Below are 17756 nucleotides of genomic sequence, written 5' to 3'. Positions count from 1 at the left end.
TGATGCAGTCTCTATCCCGATACTGAGCCTCTCGATAGGCGGCACCGCTACAAAGGAGCTGACCGCGGCAAATTATTTGCCGCCTTCGGCTCTAACTCTTGTCTCGTTAATTTCGGCAACAGGGATCGCTGCATTGCCGCCGCGGACTCCTCACGCTCCCTGGGCGCGGGCCCCAGACCAAGATAACTTATACAAAGGTGAGGCCTGACTAGCATTACAGTTGCAGGGTGAGGCTCCTATCTGAGTGGTTTCGGATGGGAGAGCGCGATGTCCTCAACCTCGCTCGAATCCACGCTGGAGCTCTGGTCGACGACACTGCGGCAGGCCAAGCAGCGCATCCGCCCGCTGTTTGCCGCCCCGAGCGTCGCCGCCTCCGCCAACGCCTTCCTGGAGGGCTTGCTTGGGGGTGAGCGGCGCAAGACCGGCTGGATGCGGGCTGAAGCTGCTGGTGATCCAGGCCCCTGGCGCCAGCAGGCTGTCCTCGGTCGCACGCACTGGGACGCGGAGGCGCTGCGGGACGTGGTGCGTGACTACGTCCTCGAGACGCTCGGCTCACCTGACGCGGTGGTGGTGATCGACGAGACCGGCTTCTTGAAGCAGGGCAGAGCCTCGTGCGGTGTGGGCCGGCAGTACACAGGCTCAGCTGGCAAGATCACCAACTGCCAGATCGGGGTGTTTGCCGCCTACGTCTCGGATCAGGGCCACGCCTTCATCGATCGTCAGCTGTACCTGCCCAAAGCCTGGGCCGGAGACCCGGCTCGAAGGCGGACGGCGCATGTGCCGGAGGCCATCACCTTTGCCACCAAGCCGCAGCTGGCGCTGGCCATGATCGAGCGGGCGATAAAGGCAGAGGTGCCGTTTGCGTGGGTTGCGGCTGACAGCATCTACGGGGTTGGCGAGATCGAGCTGGCGCTGCGCCGTGCGTACAAGGGCTACGTGCTCGGTGTCACGGGTCAGCATCGGTTCTGGTCCTGGGACCAAAACCTCGACGTTGCGGGCACCGCCGAGGAGATCGCCAAGGATCTCTCCGAGACAGACTGGATCCGGCTCTCGGCCGGATCTGGCACGAAGGGACCGCGCCTGTTCGACTGGGCCTACCTGCCGCTGGCCACGCTGCCGGCGGATGCGCTCGACGCCGCTCTTGATCAGAGCGTGTGGACGCGCGGCCTGCTCGTGCGGCGCAGCCTGTCGGACGGGAGCTTCTCCTACTTCACCACTTGGTGCCCGGCCGGCACGCCGGTGCAGACGCTGGTGGCCGTGGAGGGGCGACGCTGGGCCATCGAGGACGCGTTCGAGACCGCCAAGACGGAGCTCGGGCTGGCCCACAACGAGAGCCGTTCGTGGCACGGCTGGCACCGGCACGTCAGCTTGGTGATGCTGGCTTTTGCGATGTTGGCGCGGGTGCGCCGGTTGGCCAACGGAACGCCCCCAAAAACGCCGCTCATCGCCAAGCTCGCCGGTGCCGTGGTCCATTCAGGAGATCCGGCGCGTGGCGATGCGGCTGGCGCAGCGGCGCATTGAGCCCGCGCTCGTGCTCGCTTGGTCAGCCTGGCGGCGCGCCCACCAAGCTGCCGCCCGACAGGCGCACCTCAGAACGAAACTGCAACTGTAATGCTAGTTATCGAAGTTTTTCTCAAAGCGGCGGCAGCGGCGGCGACAGGACAGCGCCAGCATATGAGAAGGCGGCTTCCTGGATCGACAGGGACTATCCAAGTCGACGCGGTTGCTTGTGGAGCAGCGCCTCTGCTTTCCCGTCCGACCTGCTCCGGAACGGACCAGCGGCTGACAGCCAACTTCAGGCGATCAGATAACCCGCGGGCGGGCGTCTCCAAGAACTGCTTCCGGTCGCAAAAGACTCTCGCATCAGGTACGAAACGCCAGGTTCGAAAGACTACGTTCTTAACCGTTTCGGGTGCCTCTCGTCCGGCAGTGTTTTGCGGACATGATGCCGGACGATCTCGGCGCTGAACGGTTTGCCGATGAACGTCGCGCCCTCCGGCAGGTCGCCGGGCTCAGGGGCGGCCCGGCCCGAGGCGACCACGACCGCGATGTGTGGCCAGCGCTCGCTTGTCTGCCTTGCCAAGTCGAAGCCGTCAGCGCTCCCCGGCATGTGCACGTCAGTGAAGAGCAGTTGAACCGCGTTGTGATGCTGATCCAATATTCGCAGAGCCTGAACGACGTTAATCGCCTCCAGCACCTGGAACCCTGCATCCTCAAGGATACTGGTCGCCTCCATCAGGATCAGGGCGTCGTCGTCGACGACGAGGGCGTGGGGCGCATCGCCCTTGGAATCATGGGTCACACAGCTAAAGCCCGCTCGGGAGCGGAAGGTTGCCTCCCGATGGAACCGTGATCTGGGCAGATCGTCCGATTTTCAGGCCCAGTACGTGGCCGGATCCATGCTAGGCTGCCTCGGGACAGCCTGCGTGCCCTGCACAGCCGGACCGGACCGAAGGGACAGATCTTTGGTCGACCTGCGTATCCGCCACCAGACGACGTACCGCTATCGCCAGCCCGTCAATCTCGGACCGCACCGGCTGGTGATGCGGCCGCGGGAGAGCCGCGACCTGCGCCTGCTGTCGAATACCGTTACTCTGTCGCCTGACGCCACCGTCACCTGGGCCTACGACGTTGCCGGCAACGCCGTGGCGACGGCCACGTTCGGGGTCTCGACCGATCGCCTCGTCGTGGAGAGCGTATCTCGGGTCGAACTCTCGGCCGAGGCTTTTCCCGTCTTCGCCATCGCCGCCGGCGCCATCGCGTTCCCGTTCCAGTACACCGATGACGAGTGGACGGACCTCGGCGCCCTGACGATCCCGCAATATCCGGAGGGGGAGCCGAGCCTGCGGGCCTGGGCGCAGGGGTTCGTGGCGTCCTGCCCAACCGACACCCTGTCGCTCCTCAAGGATCTGAACGCCGGGGCCGGTGGCACCATCGCCTACCAAGGTCGGGAAGACGAGGGCACGCAGTCGCCGAGCGAGACCCTGTCCCTAGGGATGGGGTCGTGCCGGGACCTGGCGACGCTCTTCGTCGAGGCGGTGCGCAGCCTCGGCTTCGGAGCCCGGGTCGTGTCCGGCTACCTCCACGACCCGTCGCGAACGCTGCTCGGCTCCGCCGATGCGGGAGCCACGCATGCCTGGGCGGAGACCTTCCTGCCGGGTGCCGGGTGGATCACCTTCGATCCGACGAACCGCAGCGTCGGCGGCGCGAACCTGATACCGGTCGCGGTCGCACGCGACATCCGACAGGCCATGCCGCTGGTCGGAAGCTTCACCGGGCCGGCGGACGCCTTTCTGGACATGTCCGTGGAGATCAGCGTCGGCGGGTAGGCTTGATGCAGCCAGAATCCGTCGCCTCAGGCAGCGGTCCGGCTGAGCCGGGTCTGGCATGGGGATCGACGTCACAACGCTCCGGCGATCCAGAGGCCGGCACGCCGGACGTGGCGGCCATGCGTACGGGAGACGGATCACCGACTACGAAGTCTACTTGCGCAACAGCGATGGGTTTCGCCGTATCCCACATGCTGACACAGGTATCCGGCCGGAGCCGCGGTGGGCCATTGAGGACTGCTATATTCTCAGCCGCATAAGCTGACTGCGGTCTGCCTTGAACGGAGTTCGCCTGCCCGGCGCAAACTGGGCACGTCGCCGAACCGCTTGGCCGAAACGTGGGATGTCGGGCCAGCTGTATCGCCTACAGGCTTTGCCCGCTTACCGGGTGGAACATGCTCTGCTCGGCTGAGCGCACACGCCGGAAAATTGTGAAGGAAGCGACTCGCCACCCTGAACAATGGTCAAGGTTGGAGCGTTGTCTTAGTGGGCCTATCCTGAGGTCTCAGCCATGCTCCGCCTTGTTCTGCTTCTCGCGCTCCTTGCCATGCCGGGAGCGGTCGCTGCACGTCCTGCTCAGGCTCCGAAGGTGGCTACAGCGGTCACCGCTGCCGCGCCGGCACCTGTCTGTGAGCGCGTGCGGAAGAAGTCCTTCCAGCAAGCAGAGGGTTGGTCTGTGAAGACAGTCTCGCTCGCCTGCAAGATGGTCACAGCTGTGGTCAGCCGGCCAGGCGGCAAAAGCTTCACGAGCCTGCGCGAAAAGGCCAGCCGCAAAGCCAAGCAGTGAGTCTCTACTTGAGGCGTTCGCCCAGGCCGTAACGAACGTCCGCTTCCGCGTTTCAGAAGCGAAAAGAGGACAGGCAGCTTGCGGCGGATTGTGTTGAAAAACTCCGTTTGCCCCTCTTTCGAGGACATCAACCTACAACACCTGGGGTCGTATCGGGCGACAAATACTAGCTATAGAGGACTTCGACCGCGCCGCGGAGTTTTTCAACACAATCGGCCAAAGTCAGCCGTTCGGCATTACGCCCATCTCGGTCATCCAGCCGATTCGACGGGCAACTCCGAAGCGGACCTCGCAGACGCCCAGGTTCCAGGTATGGGTCACGCCAACCTCGGAGGTCCGCAAGAAGCGATCTCCAATCCCGCTGACGATCAAGGCCAAAGATGCGATGCCATAGCGCCACAGGGTCGGACCTATCGGAATTGGTCCTTGTTGACGTTGCAGGGTCTGCAGAAACGGACGGGAGGTACTCAGTGTCACAAGAGCCTCCCGGCCAGGGCGCCCCTCACGGTAAGGGCGGCCACTCGGCTGCACATGTCCTCGCCACGAACATTAGTTGGATGCTCGTCGCGTCCGCCGGATTGCTCGTTTGGAACGGCGCCAACGCACCGCAGAGTTATGCGGATCAGAGGCAAGCGGCCTTACGCAAGGAAATCACTGGCTTGAGGAACGGCGTATTAAGCGTGCCGGCATCCTCGTACGCCGCCAGCGTCCCGACCAGCAATTCGGCTCCTCCACAACCGGCCGTGCGCAGCATCAATCTTTGAGACACGGGGAGCCGCGAGGCGAGCCATCGCGGCTGCCCTCCCTTTGCGCCTGAAGCCCTGACGCGGCCTCGCTCTCGGCTCGGACACTAAACTTGAATGGAGGATGGCATGGCCGATCCCGTTACGATCAAGCCCTACAACGGCCCCGCTGGTGGCTGGGGGTCGGCCAAATCCCTGGCTGAGATCCTGCTGCGTGAGCAGGTTCCCCTCAGCGGCGGGACGCTGCTGATGCATCAAAACAAGCCGGATGGCTTCATGTGCGTGAGCTGCGCTTGGGCCAAGCCCCACAAGCCTTCCGTGTTCGAGTATTGCGAGAACGGCGCCAAGGCCACGGCTTGGGAGGTCACTCGTCGACGCATCACCGCCGACTTCTTTGCAAAGCATACCGTCACCGAGCTGGAGCGCTGGCGTGACTACGACCTGGAAGAGCTCGGCCGCTTGACGGAGCCGATGCGCTGGGACGCCGCGACCGACAAATATGCTCCCGTTTCCTGGGACGAGGCCTTCCAAGAGATTGGAGCCGAGTTGAAGGCGCTCGAACCGAAGTCCACGGTGTTCTACGCCTCTGGACGCGCCTCGCTCGAAGCCTCCTACATGTACGGGCTGCTGGCACGCCTCTACGGCAACAACAACCTGCCCGACAGTTCCAACATGTGCCATGAATCGACCTCGGTGGCGCTGCCCGAGAGCATTGGCTCACCGGTCGGTACCGTTCTGCTCGAGGATTTCGAGCACACCGACTGCATCCTCTTCTTCGGTCAAAACCCAGGCTCGAATGCGCCACGGATGCTGCACCCGCTTCAGGAAGCGAGTAAGCGGGGCGTGCCGATCATAACCTTCAATCCGCTGAGGGAACGCGGCCTCGAACGCTTCACAAATCCGCAATCACCGGTTGAGATGCTGACGCGCTCCGAGACGCGGATCTCGTCGCAGTATCTTCAGGTCAAGGCAGGTGGTGACCTCGCAGCGATCTACGGGCTCTGCAAGGCCTTGATCGAGGCTGACGATACGGCGCACGCGCATGGCACCCCGCGCTTGATCGACACCGCCTTCATTGCCGAGCACGCCCATGGCTTCGAGGCCTTTGTGGCTTCGGTCCGCAGCAAAACCTGGGAGGAAATCGAGCGGCATTCCGGCCTCCTTCGCGCAGACTTGGAGCAGGCCGCCCGCACCTACGCTCGGGCCAAGGCGGCAATGGGCATCTATGGCATGGGCCTGACTCAACATCGCAAAGGTGTTGAGACTGTGCAGATGCTCGTCAACCTGCTGCTCCTGCGCGGCAACATCGGACGTCCCGGCGCCGGGATCTGCCCCGTGCGGGGCCATTCCAACGTCCAAGGCCAGCGTACCGTCGGCATCACCGAGAAGCCTGAGCTGGTGCCGAGCGGTAAACTCAAGGCTCTTTATGGGTTTGAGCCACCGCAGGAGACGGGCCTGAACACGGTCGAGGCCTGTGAAGGCATCCTGGATGGTTCGGTTCGCGCCTTCGTGGCGCTCGGCGGCAACTTCATCCGTGCCGTGCCTGAGACTGGGCTGTTGGAGGCAGCGTGGCGCAAGCTGCGCCTGACCGTGCAGATCTCGACGAAGCTCAACCGCAATCACCTCATCCACGGCCAGATCGCCTACATCCTGCCCTGCCTCGGCCGGATTGAGATCGATACGCAGATGGGCGGGCGGCAAGCGGTGGCAATGGAGGACTCGACCGCCTGCATCCATGGCTCCAAAGGCTACGCCGAGCCCGCGAGCCCGCACCTTCTCTCCGAGCCCAGGATCGTAGCAGGCATCGCCCAGGCGACTCTTGCACCCAACCCGCACATCAACTGGGATCGCTGGGGCCGCGACTACGCGACCGTTCGTGACGCCATCGAGGCGACCTATCCAAGTGAGTTCAAGGACTTCAACGCCCGGCTTTGGAAGCCGGGCGGCTTTCGGCGCCCGATCCCAGCCGCTCAGTGCGACTGGAAGACCGAGACCGGCAAGGCGAACTTCATCACGCCGGGTGGCATGTCGGCCGATCCCGACACCGAGCAGGCTGATCCCGACGTGCTACGGCTGATCACCATGCGTTCGAACGATCAGTTCAACACCACGATCTACGGCTATGACGATCGCTTCCGGGGTGTGAAGGGTACCCGCATGGTGCTCTTCATGAACAAAGCCGACGTTGCTCGCCTCGGCCTTCGCGATGCGCAGACCGTCAACTTAGTTGGTGCTGCAAGCGACGGTGTGAAGCGCCGCGTCGATGGCTTCCGGGTACTCGCCTACGACATCCCTGCCGGTTGCGTCGGCGGCTACTATCCGGAATGCAACCCGCTAATCCCACTCTGGCATCATGCGGGGCGCAGCAAGGTACCGGCAGCGAAGTCAGTTCCGGTTCGCATTCAGAAGCCATGACGTGATTGGCTTGATCTCGGCCGTTCCACGTCAACTATGCGGACGGTAGAGAGGCATTCGTTCCTGCCGTTCAGACGACTCAGACTGCTTATCCGAAGCGGTCACTGCAACACCGAGCAGGCGACGGGCTGAGGTAGCTAGTAGGTGGCTCGGGCAACATGGCAGCTCCGGCATTGTGCAATGCGTTTACGGCCTGTGATCGCTTGAACTGTCTGATGCGGTGAGCGTTTCGCCTCTCCTGAGCGAGGAGGAGCGATGCTGTCGGACGCACAATGGGCCGAGTTGGAGCCGCTGGTGGAAGCCTGCCGACCGAAGGGCAAGACGCCGCCTCAGGATCTGCGCCGCACCGTCTCGGCCATCCTCTGGCGCCATCAGAACGGAGCCAAGTGGCGCGCCGTGCCAGCTGAACTCGGACCCTGGTGGCGTGCCGCCCAGGTCTTCATCCGGTGGGCGCGTGCCGGTGTGTGGGAGCGGCTCCTCAGCCTCGTCCAAGAGCGCGGGGTGCAGCTCGGCATGGTGTTCCTCGACGGCACCAGCGTGCGCGCTCACCAGAAGGCGGCGGGGGCTGCGCGAAGGGGGGATCTCAAGCTGAGCGAGACCATCGTGAGGCGCTTGGCCGCTCTCGTGGCGGCTATGGCACCAAGGCTTGCGTGATCGCTGACGGCGCTGGTCGCGCCATCGCGTTCCGGATCGCGCCTGGGCAAGCACATGAACTGCCTCAGGCCATCCCGCTGCTCGAGCAGCTGCCGGGCGTGCCCAAGTGGGTGGTGGGCGACCGCGGCTACACCAGCCATCGCTTCCGCGCGCACATCTGGGGCATGGGCGCCCGGCCTGCGATCCCGCCGCAGCGGTGAACCGCTCCGGGATTTTCGGAGGCTCCAACTCTTGAGAGACTGGAGCCATGACGAAGCATACTCCACCCTTCTCCCCTGAGGTTCGCGAGCGGGCAGTCCGGCTGGTTCGGGAGCATGAGAGCGAGCACGGTTCACAGTGGGCGGCGATCCAATCGATCGCGGCCAAGATCGGCTGCTCGGGTGAGACGCTGCGGAACTGGGTCAGACAGGCCGAACGCGACGGCGGCGTACGAGCCGGGCCGACCACGGACGAGCGCGAGAGGATCAAGGCGCTGGAGCAGGAGAACCGCGAGCTTCGGCAAGCCAACGAGATCCTGAGGAAGGCGTCGGCGTATTTTGCTCAGGCGGAGCTCGACCGCCGGTCCCGGTCATGATCGCCTTCATCGACGATCATCGCGCCACCTACGGGGTCGAGCCGATCTGCAGGGTTCTGCCGATCGCCCCGTCGACGTACCACGCTCATGCCGCGCGGCGGGCCGATCGCGGCAGACTGCCGGCTCGAGCCAAGCGGGATGCCGTGCTCATGGCCGAGATCCGGCGCGTTCACGCGGCGAACTTCGGCGTCTACGGCGTGCGCAAGGTGTGGCGGCAACTCGCCCGCGAGGGGATCGCGGTGGCGCGCTGCACGGTGGCGCGGCTGATGCGGGCGATAGGACTGCAGGGCGTCGTCCGCGGACGCAGAGTTCGCACGACCATTCCCGATCCGGCTGCCTTCTGCCCGCTCGACCGGGTCAACAGACAGTTCAAGGCCGAATGCCCGAACAGGCTGTGGGTAGCGGATTTCACCTACATCGCCACCTGGGGCGGCTTCGTCTATGCGGCTTTCGTGATCGACGTCTTCGCCCGCCGGATCGTGGGCTGGCGTGTGTCGCGCTCAGCCCGGGCAGACTTCGTGCTCGATGCCCTGGAGCAGGCCCTTCATCAACGTCGGCCCTTCGCCAGCAGCGGGCTCGTCTGTCACTCAGATCGCGGATCGCAGTATGTGAGCATCCGCTACACCGAGCGCCTGGCCGAGGCCGGCATCGAACCGTCTGTCGGCAGTGTTGGCGATAGCTACGATAACGCCCTCGCTGAGACGGTGATCGGCCTGTTCAAGGCCGAAGTGATCCATCGGCGTGGGCCGTGGCGATCCTTCGAGGCGGTCGAGTACGCCACGCTCGAGTGGGTCGATTGGTTCAATCACCGTCGGCTGCTTGAACCGATCGGCAACGTGCCTCCCGCCGAGGCGGAAGCGCGCTACTATGCAGAGGTCGAGGTTCAAGCCTTGGCCGCCTGATCCAAACCAAACAGCCTCCGGGAAACCCGGTGCGGTTCACCCTGCGGAAGCGTGGCTTGATCTGACCTGGGAGCGCCTCGGCTCGGTGGAAGACGTTCGCCCGCGTCATGCAAAGGGCATCTCCTACCGCGACGTTCGGTTGAAGGCAGAGGACGTTCGCGCGCTCTGGCCCGCAATGAAGCCCGGCACCGCTAAAGCCAAGGCAACCGCTGCCGCGGAGAAGGACTGCCGCCGAGAGCTCACGAAGCTGATGCGTGCCGCACCCGATGGGCCGACGTCGAAGGCGGCTCTTCGGGATCGATTCCCTCAGGTGTCCAACCGCGGCTTCGAGCGCGCTTACCGAAGCGCGGCTCAGGAGGCGCAGGCGCCACGATGGCAGGCGCCCGGACGGCGCGCGCGTAAATCACCGCAGGATTAATCGCAGCGCCAAGTTAATCGCGTCGCCTATTTCGGGTGGAAGGCCTCGGGCACTCTTGCTGCGCGTCTGGAGTGGCCCTGCGCCAGGGCAAGCCCCTTGCGCGCTGTCAAACCCGAGGAAAGTCATGACACCGCGACCCGACTCGCTACTCGAGCGAGTGGAATCACGCTCGCCCTCAGCACTGCGCGCCAACCCGCGCAATGCGCGCACCCACTCCAAGCACCAGATCCGGCAGATCGCCGACAGCATCGAGGCGTTCGGCTTCCTCAACCCCGTACTGGTGGACGAGGCCGGCATGGTGTTGGCCGGTCACGGCCGCCTGGCTGCCGCCAAGCTCCTCAAGCTGACCGGCGTCCCAACCCTCCTCGCCAGTGGATTGAGCGAGGCCCAGAAGCGCGCCTATGTCCTGGCCGACAACAAGCTGGCCGAGAAGGCCGGCTGGGACCGCGCGCTGCTTGCCATCGAACTGGGCGAACTCGCCGAGCTCCTGCCGCCGCTCAACTGGGACCTGACACTGACCGGCTTCGAGACCGGTGAGATCGACCTCATCCTCGCTGACCACGAGGAGGAGGAGCCCGCCCCTGAAGACGCCATGCCCGAGGTGACCGGGCCGGCGGTGACGCGGCGAGGCGACCTCTGGTGCCTGGGCGCGCACCGCCTCCTGTGCGGTGATGCGCGCGCAGCCGACGATCTCGACCGCCTCATGGCCGGGGTGCAGGCCGACATGGTCTTCACCGATCCGCCCTACAACGTGCCCATCGCCGGACACGTGCAGGGCCGCGGGCGCGTGCAGCACCGGGAGTTCGCCTTCGCCTCGGGCGAGATGAGCGAGGAGGCGTTCAGCCGCTTTCTCCACGACAGCCTCGGCAACGCCGTGCGGGTCTCGCGTGCCGGCGCCGTGCACGACGTCTGCATGGACTGGCGCCATGTCGCGGCCCTCATCCGCGTGGGTGAAGAGCTCTACGGCGCCCTGCTGAACCTCTGCGCCTGGGCCAAGACGAATGCCGGCCAGGGCTCATTCTATCGCTCGCAGCACGAGCTCGTGGCGGTGTTCCGAGTGGGCGATGAGGCGCATCAGAACAACGTTCAGCTCGGCCGCTTCGGGCGCAACCGCAGCAACGTCTGGAGCTATCCTGGCAGCAGCGGGTTTGGCGGTGAGGCTGACCGGGCCGACCACCCGACGCCGAAGCCGGTGGCCCTGGTGGCGGACGCGATCCGCGACTGCACCGGTCGGGGTGCGCGCGTGCTTGATCCGTTTCTCGGATCCGGCACGACGCTGCTGGCCGCTGAGAAGGTGGGCCGCTGCGGCTACGGCCTGGAGTACGAGCCGGCCTATGTGGATGTGGCGATCCGGCGCTGGCAGACCTTCACGGGCCGGGATGCGGTGCTGGAAGCGGATGGCCGGACCTATGCTGAGGTCGGGGCAGAGCGGAATGAGGCTGAGCTAGATCTGCGTAGCCGCGCAGGAGACCGGTCATGAGCCGATCCCGGCGCCCAGGCCCAAGCGAGAGCTCTGACTACACGGTGGGCTTTGGACGGCCGCCGCAAGGCTCGCGTTTCAAGCCAGGTCAGAGCGGCAATCCGCGCGGCCGGCCGAAGGCGCAGAAGAGCACGGCGCAAATGCTGTCGGAAGCGCTGTTCATGCCTGTGGCGGTGACGGAGAACGGCCAGCGCCGCCGCATGCCGGCACAGGCGCTGTTGTTTCGGACTCTGATGCGGGATGCGCTCCGCGGAGACCGGCACGCCATCCGCTCACTGTTGACGCTGATGAAGGCCTTTCCGGAGACGGGCCCTGAGCTGAAGATTACGGAGGAGGATCATGGTGCGCGCGTGCGGGAGATGCTCGACCGCATGGCGCAGAACATGGCGATCGAGCAGGGCAGCTCCGAGCCGTTGCCCTGACGACTGGCTCGCCTCTCATCTGGGACTGTCGGAAAATTATCAAGATGCCGCCAATATCGTGATTTACATGTCTCGGCCGGAGGCAGCTCGAACAGGCCTGTGGAATCGCGGGGAGATTGCGAGCTTCGGCGCGCGGCAAGCGCCACACCGCGACAAACGGGCTTGCCAGTCGATCCAGGGGCCGGCAATCTCAGCTTAGCAGTACGCTGACGGGTGTATGCCGGAGCGCTTTCTCGTCTGGCCGCAGGACGCGGGAAATCTGGAATCATGATCAGGGACGATAGAAATGCCGATTTCGGCGAGGTTGACGAAATTGCCTCGCTCGGACGTCGGGCGGGGTTACTCAACCGCCGGTCATTTCTGGCGGGTTCGGCCGCTGGTTTCGGCGCGCTAGGGTTAGCCGGTTGCGGCACGTCCGACGGCGTGATCCTGGCCGAGGCGGCCAAGGTCTACGGGCCGATGCCGAACGAGAAATTCCCGATCCCGGCGGTCGATATCAGCAAGGTCGATCCGAAATATTATCGCCGGACAGTTCGCTACGAGTCCAAAGAAGCGCCCGGCACGATCATCGTCGATCCCGGGAAATTCTATGTCTACCGCATCGAGGGCGACGGGTCCGCCACCCGTTACGGCGCCAATGTCGGCCGCGATGGGTTTTTGTGGAGCGGCGACGCTTACGTGGGTCGCAAGTCCGAATGGGCGACTTGGACACCGCCGAAGGAGATGATCCGGCGCCAGCCCGAGGCCGCCAAATACGCCCGCGGTATGCCGGGCGGCCTCGACAACCCGCTCGGCGCCCGCACCCTCCACCTCTACCGGAACGGCGCCTACACGCTCTACACGATTTACGCCAGCAGCGAGCCCGAATCGATCGGCACGGGCATCACAAGTGGCTGCGTCGGCCTGCTCAGCCAGGACATGATCCACCTCTACGCACGGACGCCGGTCAAGACGAAGGTGGTCGTCCTGCCGGCGTAGGTAAAAGTCTCAACCTTGCTTCAGACGCCACTCGGTTCAGGCAAGCTCGCAACCTGTAGAGGTGCTTTCAGCACCCGCCATAACCAAATCCCGGGACCAAACATCTAGGACCTGGCCGCCAGCCGCGTGCCGAGCGAGACGGACTGGTCCGGCCCGACGAACACCGAGTGCCGGGAGCTCTGGCGGCGGATCATGGAACTCCTGCAGCGCCCGGCTCAGGGCTGAGCCGGCGCCGCGCCGAAGCGGGTTCTCCGGCGGATCGGACGAAGGTCTGAGCGGAGCCCGCCGAAGGGTCGGTGAAGCGTCGGGCCTTCGCCCGTTCCGCGCCCCCGCGAGTCCTGCGAGCCTGTCGGTCGGCGAGCCGGCACGGGTCGCGGCCGCGCTACCGCGGTCGGGGCCCGACCGTCCGGACGAGCCGACCGGTCCGGGACGCCATGGCTGCGCAGCTCTTCGCCTTCCTCGCCAACGATCCGCTCAGCGGCCAGGAATTGTGGGTCACGGACGGCACGGCTGCCGGCACGCGCCTCCTCAAGGATATCGCGGCCGGACCCGACAGTTCGGGCATCCGCAACCTCACGCCGCTCGGCGACGGCCGGGTGCTGTTCTCGGCCGACGACCTCGCGAGCGGGCGCGAGATTTGGGTCAGTGACGGCACGGCGGCGGGCACGCGGCTCCTCAAGGACATCGCGGCCGGCGCCGCCGACGCGAACCCCTACGCCCTCACGCCGCTCGGCGGCGGCCTCGCGCTCTTCGGGGCGGATGACGGCCTGCACGGCCAGGAAGTCTGGGTGACCGACGGCACGGCGGCCGGCACGCGCCTGCTCACTGACATCGTGGCGGGCCTCGGGGACGCGAGCCCGTTCGGCCTGACGGCGCTCGGCGACGGTCGCGCGCTGTTTGCCGCCTCGGACGGTCAAGGCGGCTTCGGCCTCTGGGCGACGGACGGCACGGCGGCCGGCACCGGCCTGCTCCAGGGCTTCGAGGCCGCCTCGCTGACGCAGCGGCCGCGGAACTTCACGGTGCTGAGCAACGGCCGCGTCGTGTTCACCGCCGGCGACGCGGATCACGGCCAGGAGGTCTGGGTCAGCGACGGCACGGCGGCCGGCACGGGGCTCCTCAAGGACATCTACGCGGGCCCCGACAATGCCAATCCGCAGGCCTTCCTCGCGATGGCCGGCGGCCGCGCCCTGTTCACGGCCGGAGACGCGGACCACGGGCCGGAGCTCTGGGTGACCGACGGCACCCCGGCGGGCACCGTCCTCCTCAAGGACATCGCGCCCGGCGGCAGCGGGTCCTACCCGCAGGGGTTCACGACCCTCGCCGATGGCCGCGTCCTGTTCACGGCGGCCGACGCCTCCGGCTACGAACTCTGGATCACGGACGGCACGGAGGCCGGCACGGTCCTGGTGAAGGACATCCGGCCGGGTGCGGGCAGCGCCTTCCCGCAGGGGTTCACGCCGCTCGCGGACGGCCGCGCCCTCTTCACGGCCTTCGATGGGACCACCGGCTACGAGCTCTGGGTCACCGACGGGACGCGGACCGGCACGAGCCTCCTCAAGGACATCAATGCCGGGCCGGGCTCGTCGAATCCCCAGGATCTGATCCGCCTGGGCGACGGGCGGGTCCTGTTCACCGCCGCCGACGCGGCGAGCGGACAGGAATTGTGGGTCACGGACGGGACTGCGGCCGGAACGAACCTCGTCAAGGACGTATACGCGGGCGCAACCGGCTCCAGCCCGGCGAATTTGACCCCGTTCGGGGACGGCCGGGTCCTGTTCTCCGCGACTGACGCGATCCACGGCGAGGAACTCTGGATCACGGACGGATCGCCGGCCGGCACGGGCCTCCTGCGGGACCTGAACGCGGTGACGGCCGGCGCCGCGCCCGGGGGCTTCACGCCGCTCGCGGACGGCCGGGTCCTGTTCACCGCGACGGACCCCGTGAGCGGTGAGGAGCTCTGGGTCACGGACGGCAGCGCGGCCGGCACGCTGCTCCTGAAGGACATCGCCGCGGGAACCGCCGCCTCCGACCCGGCGGTCGCCGGGCGGCTCAGCGACGGCCGCCTGCTCGTCCTCGCGACGGACGCGGCGCACGGCCGGGAACTCTGGGTCACGAACGGGACGTCGGCGGGGACCCAGCTCCTGAAGGACATCGCCGCGGGGGCCGACAGCGCGAACCCGCACGGCTTCACCGCCCTCGGCGACGGGCGGCTGCTCTTCACCGCGACCGATGCCAGCGGCGAGGAATTGTGGGTGACGGACGGGACGGCCGCCGGGACCCGCCTCCTCAAGGACATCTTCGCAGGCGCGACCGGCTCGGGCATCCAGAACCTCACGCCGCTCGGCGACGGGCGGATCCTGTTCACGGCGGCCGACGCCACGAACGGCCACGAGGTCTGGATCAGCGACGGCACGGCGGCCGGAACGGCGCTCCTGTCGGACATCAATCCGGGCCCGGACAGTTCCGGCGCCGAGGACTTCGCGCGGCTCGCCCCAGGCCGGGTGCTCTTCGCGGCGACCGACGCCACGAACGGGACCGAGCTCTGGGTCACGGACGGTACCGGCGCCGGGACCCGCCTCGTCGCCGACATCGCCCCGGGCTCCGACGCCGCCGGCCCCAACGGTTCGCGGCCGACGAACCTGACGCCGCTCGGCGACGGCCGCGCCGTGTTCCAGGCGAATGACGGGGCGAGCGGAACGGAGCTGTGGGTGAGCGACGGGACGCTTCCCGGCACGAAGCTCCTGCGGGACATCAACCTCGGCGCGGGCTCGTCGAACCCGACGAACTTCACGCCCCTCGGCCACGGCCGGCTCCTGTTCACGGCCCGCGACGGCGCGGGCGCCTACGGGCTGTGGGTCACCGACGGGAACGCCCCCGGCACGCAGCTGCTGGCGACCCTCAACGACGGCTCCGTCGCCCTTCAGCCGATCACCGCGACGGCGCTGGCGCCGGGCCGGGTGCTGTTCACGGCGAACGACGCCGCCCACGGACAGGAACTCTGGATCACCGACGGGACGGCGGGCGGGACCGGCCTCCTGAAGGACATCGGTCCCGGCGCGACGAGTTCCTACCCGCAGGGCTTCAGGGCGCTCGGCGGCGGCCGCGTGCTCTTCTCCGCGAGCGACGGGGCCACCGGCTCCGAGCTTTGGGTGACGGACGGGACGGCCGCCGGGACCGTCCTCCTTAAGGACATCAACGCGGGCGCGGGCAGCGCCTACCCGCAGGGATTCACCGCCTTGGGGGACGGGCGTGTGGTGTTCTCGGCGGTCGACGGGGCGACCGGCTCCGAACTCTGGATCAGCGACGGGACGGCGGCCGGCACGCGGCTTCTCAAGGACATCAACACGGCGAGCCTCGGCTCGAACCCGACCGATTTCGTGCCGATCGGCCGCCCGAACCAGCCGGGCCTCCTCGCGCTGGCGGGCCCGGGCGCGGCCGAGGGTCAGGCGGTCGCCGCCACGGTCACGGACGGCGACGGCGTGCCGGCGGGCGGCGTGACCTACACGTTCCGGCTCGACGGGACCGTGCTCGCCACCAACACGACGGGGCTGTTCACGCTGGATTTCTCGAGCGGCGGGAAGAGCTTGACGGTCGAGGCCGCCTACACCGACGGGGCCGGCCACGCCGAGGCCCTTGCGGCCGCGGGCGGCAGCGTCCGGGACGTCGACCAGGCGGGCGTGCTCACCCTGTCGGGTCTCGTCGGCGGCAACACCGTCGAGGGGCAAGCCGTCGTGGCGGCCCTGTCCGATCCGGACGGGGTGGCGGCCGCGACCTACACGTTCCGGGCGGGCGGGGTCGTGCTCCAGCAGGGCGGATCGGGGAGCTACGTGCCGGGCCACGACCTCGTAGGGCAGGCGATCTCGGTCGAGGCGAGCTACGCGGACGGGCAGGGCCATGCCGCCACGCTCGGCCAGAATGCGGGGCCGGTGCGCGACGCCTCCGGCCCGGTCCTGGCGATCACCGGGGTCAGCGGCGCGCCGAACGTGGTCGATCATGTTCTCACCGGAACGATCACCAAACCCGACATCGGCGCGTTGATCTCGATCATGGACGGGACGACCCTGATGGGGACGGTGGCGAGCGACGCGACCGGGCATTTCGCGCTGCCGTTCCACGCGGGCCAGGGCACGACGCGGCACGCCTACGCCTTCACCGCCCACGCCACCGACGCGGCCGGCAATCCCGGCAGCAGCGACGGTTTCGCCTTCAACCTCGACCTGACGCCGAACGGGCCGCTCTTCGGCATGGTGAGCCACACGGCCGCGACCGCGGGCGGGCAGGTCTACGCGCTCTACTCGGGCCTGCTCGGCCGCGCCCCGGACCCGCTCGGCCTTGAATTCTGGGCCGACACGTTCGAGCACGGCGCCTCGGTGCGCGATCTCGGCGAGCAGCTCCTGTCCTCGCCCGAGGGCCAGGGCCGCGCCGGGGCCCTGGGCAACGCCGATTTCGTGAACCAGCTCTATGAGGCGACGCTCGGGCGCGGCGCCGACGGCCCCGGCCTCGGCTACTGGACGGGGCAGCTCGACCACGGGGTGCAGCGCATCGACGTCGCGCTCGGCTTCGTCTTCTCCGACGAGCATGTCGGCAGCCTGCACGGCGTGTTCGATGCCGGGCTATTCGTGCCCGACAAGCAGGCGGCGGACGTGGCCCGGCTCTACTACACGATGCTCGCGCGCGCGCCCGACGCCGGCGGCCTCACCTTCTGGACGGGCCAGCTCGACCACGGCGGCTCCCTCGTGAGCCTGGCGAAGGGCTTCCTGGCCTCGGCCGAGAACGTCGCCAAGTACGGGGCGATGTCGAGCGCCGACTACGTCGACGCCCTCTACCTGAACGCCTTCGGGCGGCACGCGGAGGCCGGCGGGCAGGCCTTCTGGGCGGCGCGGCTCGACGCGGGCACCTCGCGGGCGGACCTCGCGGTGCAGCTCACCGACAGCGCGGAGGCGATGAGCGTCCATCTCGGGGTGATCGAGCAGGGCTGGCACCTCGTCTGAGGGGTAGCCCCCGCGGCCGGCCGTGTCCGCGCGTTGTCCGGGCGAAGCCGCCGTCCCGCTGAG

10 protein-coding genes, 1 pseudogene and 1 other annotated feature are annotated in these 17756 nt (G+C 67.2%); of the genes and pseudogenes, 10 read left to right on the top strand and 1 reads right to left on the bottom strand.

What is annotated here, in order from left to right; all coding sequences use genetic code 11:
* Positions 1-267 precede the first annotated feature (267 nt).
* Entirely contained in the window at positions 268-1521 is a 1254-nt protein-coding gene (locus tag DK389_RS22320; protein ID WP_109892900.1) for an IS701 family transposase, read from the top strand.
* Between the two features lie 370 nt (positions 1522-1891).
* Here DK389_RS22320 and DK389_RS22315 read toward each other — a convergent pair whose 3' ends face one another.
* The gene (locus DK389_RS22315; protein WP_236960256.1) at positions 1892-2302 is read right to left on the bottom strand and encodes a response regulator; all 411 of its coding nucleotides are present in this window, start codon (positions 2300-2302) and stop codon (positions 1892-1894) included.
* 163 nt (positions 2303-2465) lie between these two features.
* On the opposite strand from DK389_RS22315, the gene DK389_RS22310 reads away from it, so the two are divergent.
* The 9 genes and pseudogenes from DK389_RS22310 (at position 2466) to DK389_RS22265 (ending at position 17693) form a co-directional block, all read left to right on the top strand.
* Positions 2466-3329: a transglutaminase family protein gene (locus tag DK389_RS22310; protein ID WP_109892898.1), complete on the top strand. Its 864-nt coding sequence runs from the start codon at positions 2466-2468 to the stop codon at positions 3327-3329.
* Between the two features lie 511 nt (positions 3330-3840).
* Complete coding sequence (locus DK389_RS22300) at positions 3841-4116, top strand: hypothetical protein (RefSeq protein WP_236960254.1); 276 nt, start codon at positions 3841-3843, stop codon at positions 4114-4116.
* A gap of 872 nt (positions 4117-4988) precedes the next feature.
* Positions 4989-7274 carry an FdhF/YdeP family oxidoreductase gene (locus tag DK389_RS22295; RefSeq protein ID WP_236960252.1) on the top strand — a complete coding sequence of 762 codons (2286 nt, stop codon included), beginning with the start codon at positions 4989-4991 and terminating at the stop codon, positions 7272-7274.
* Positions 7275-7529: 255 nt separating this feature from the next.
* Positions 7530-8125: pseudogene (locus DK389_RS22290) on the top strand (IS5 family transposase); the annotation flags it as partial.
* A gap of 50 nt (positions 8126-8175) precedes the next feature.
* A protein-coding gene (locus DK389_RS22285; protein ID WP_109888298.1) for an IS3 family transposase occupies positions 8176-9404 on the top strand; the annotation gives its coding sequence in 2 pieces (ribosomal slippage) (positions 8176-8464 and positions 8464-9404; 1230 coding nt in all).
* Positions 8457-8573: a sequence feature (AL1L pseudoknot), on the top strand. Its footprint overlaps the gene before it by 117 nt.
* Positions 9405-9979: 575 nt before the next feature.
* Positions 9980-11302, top strand: coding sequence for a site-specific DNA-methyltransferase (locus tag DK389_RS22280; RefSeq protein ID WP_335645492.1), 1323 nt, complete (start codon positions 9980-9982; stop codon positions 11300-11302).
* Positions 11299-11724, top strand: a complete 426-nt coding sequence (locus tag DK389_RS22275) for a DUF5681 domain-containing protein (RefSeq protein WP_162560781.1) — start codon at positions 11299-11301, stop codon at positions 11722-11724. Before DK389_RS22280 ends, DK389_RS22275 begins: the two co-directional genes overlap by 4 nt.
* A 267-nt stretch (positions 11725-11991) precedes the next feature.
* Positions 11992-12702: a L,D-transpeptidase family protein gene (locus tag DK389_RS22270; protein ID WP_109892888.1), complete on the top strand. Its 711-nt coding sequence runs from the start codon at positions 11992-11994 to the stop codon at positions 12700-12702.
* Positions 12703-13136: 434 nt separating this feature from the next.
* On the top strand, positions 13137-17693 hold the full coding sequence (locus DK389_RS22265; RefSeq protein WP_109892886.1) for an ELWxxDGT repeat protein: 4557 nt from the start codon (positions 13137-13139) through the stop codon (positions 17691-17693).
* Positions 17694-17756 lie beyond the last annotated feature (63 nt).

The organism is Methylobacterium durans, from assembly GCF_003173715.1.
Classification (GTDB): domain Bacteria; phylum Pseudomonadota; class Alphaproteobacteria; order Rhizobiales; family Beijerinckiaceae; genus Methylobacterium; species Methylobacterium durans.
The sequence above is the reverse complement of the archived record's forward strand: the minus strand, read 5'-3'. Positions and strand labels throughout refer to the sequence as shown.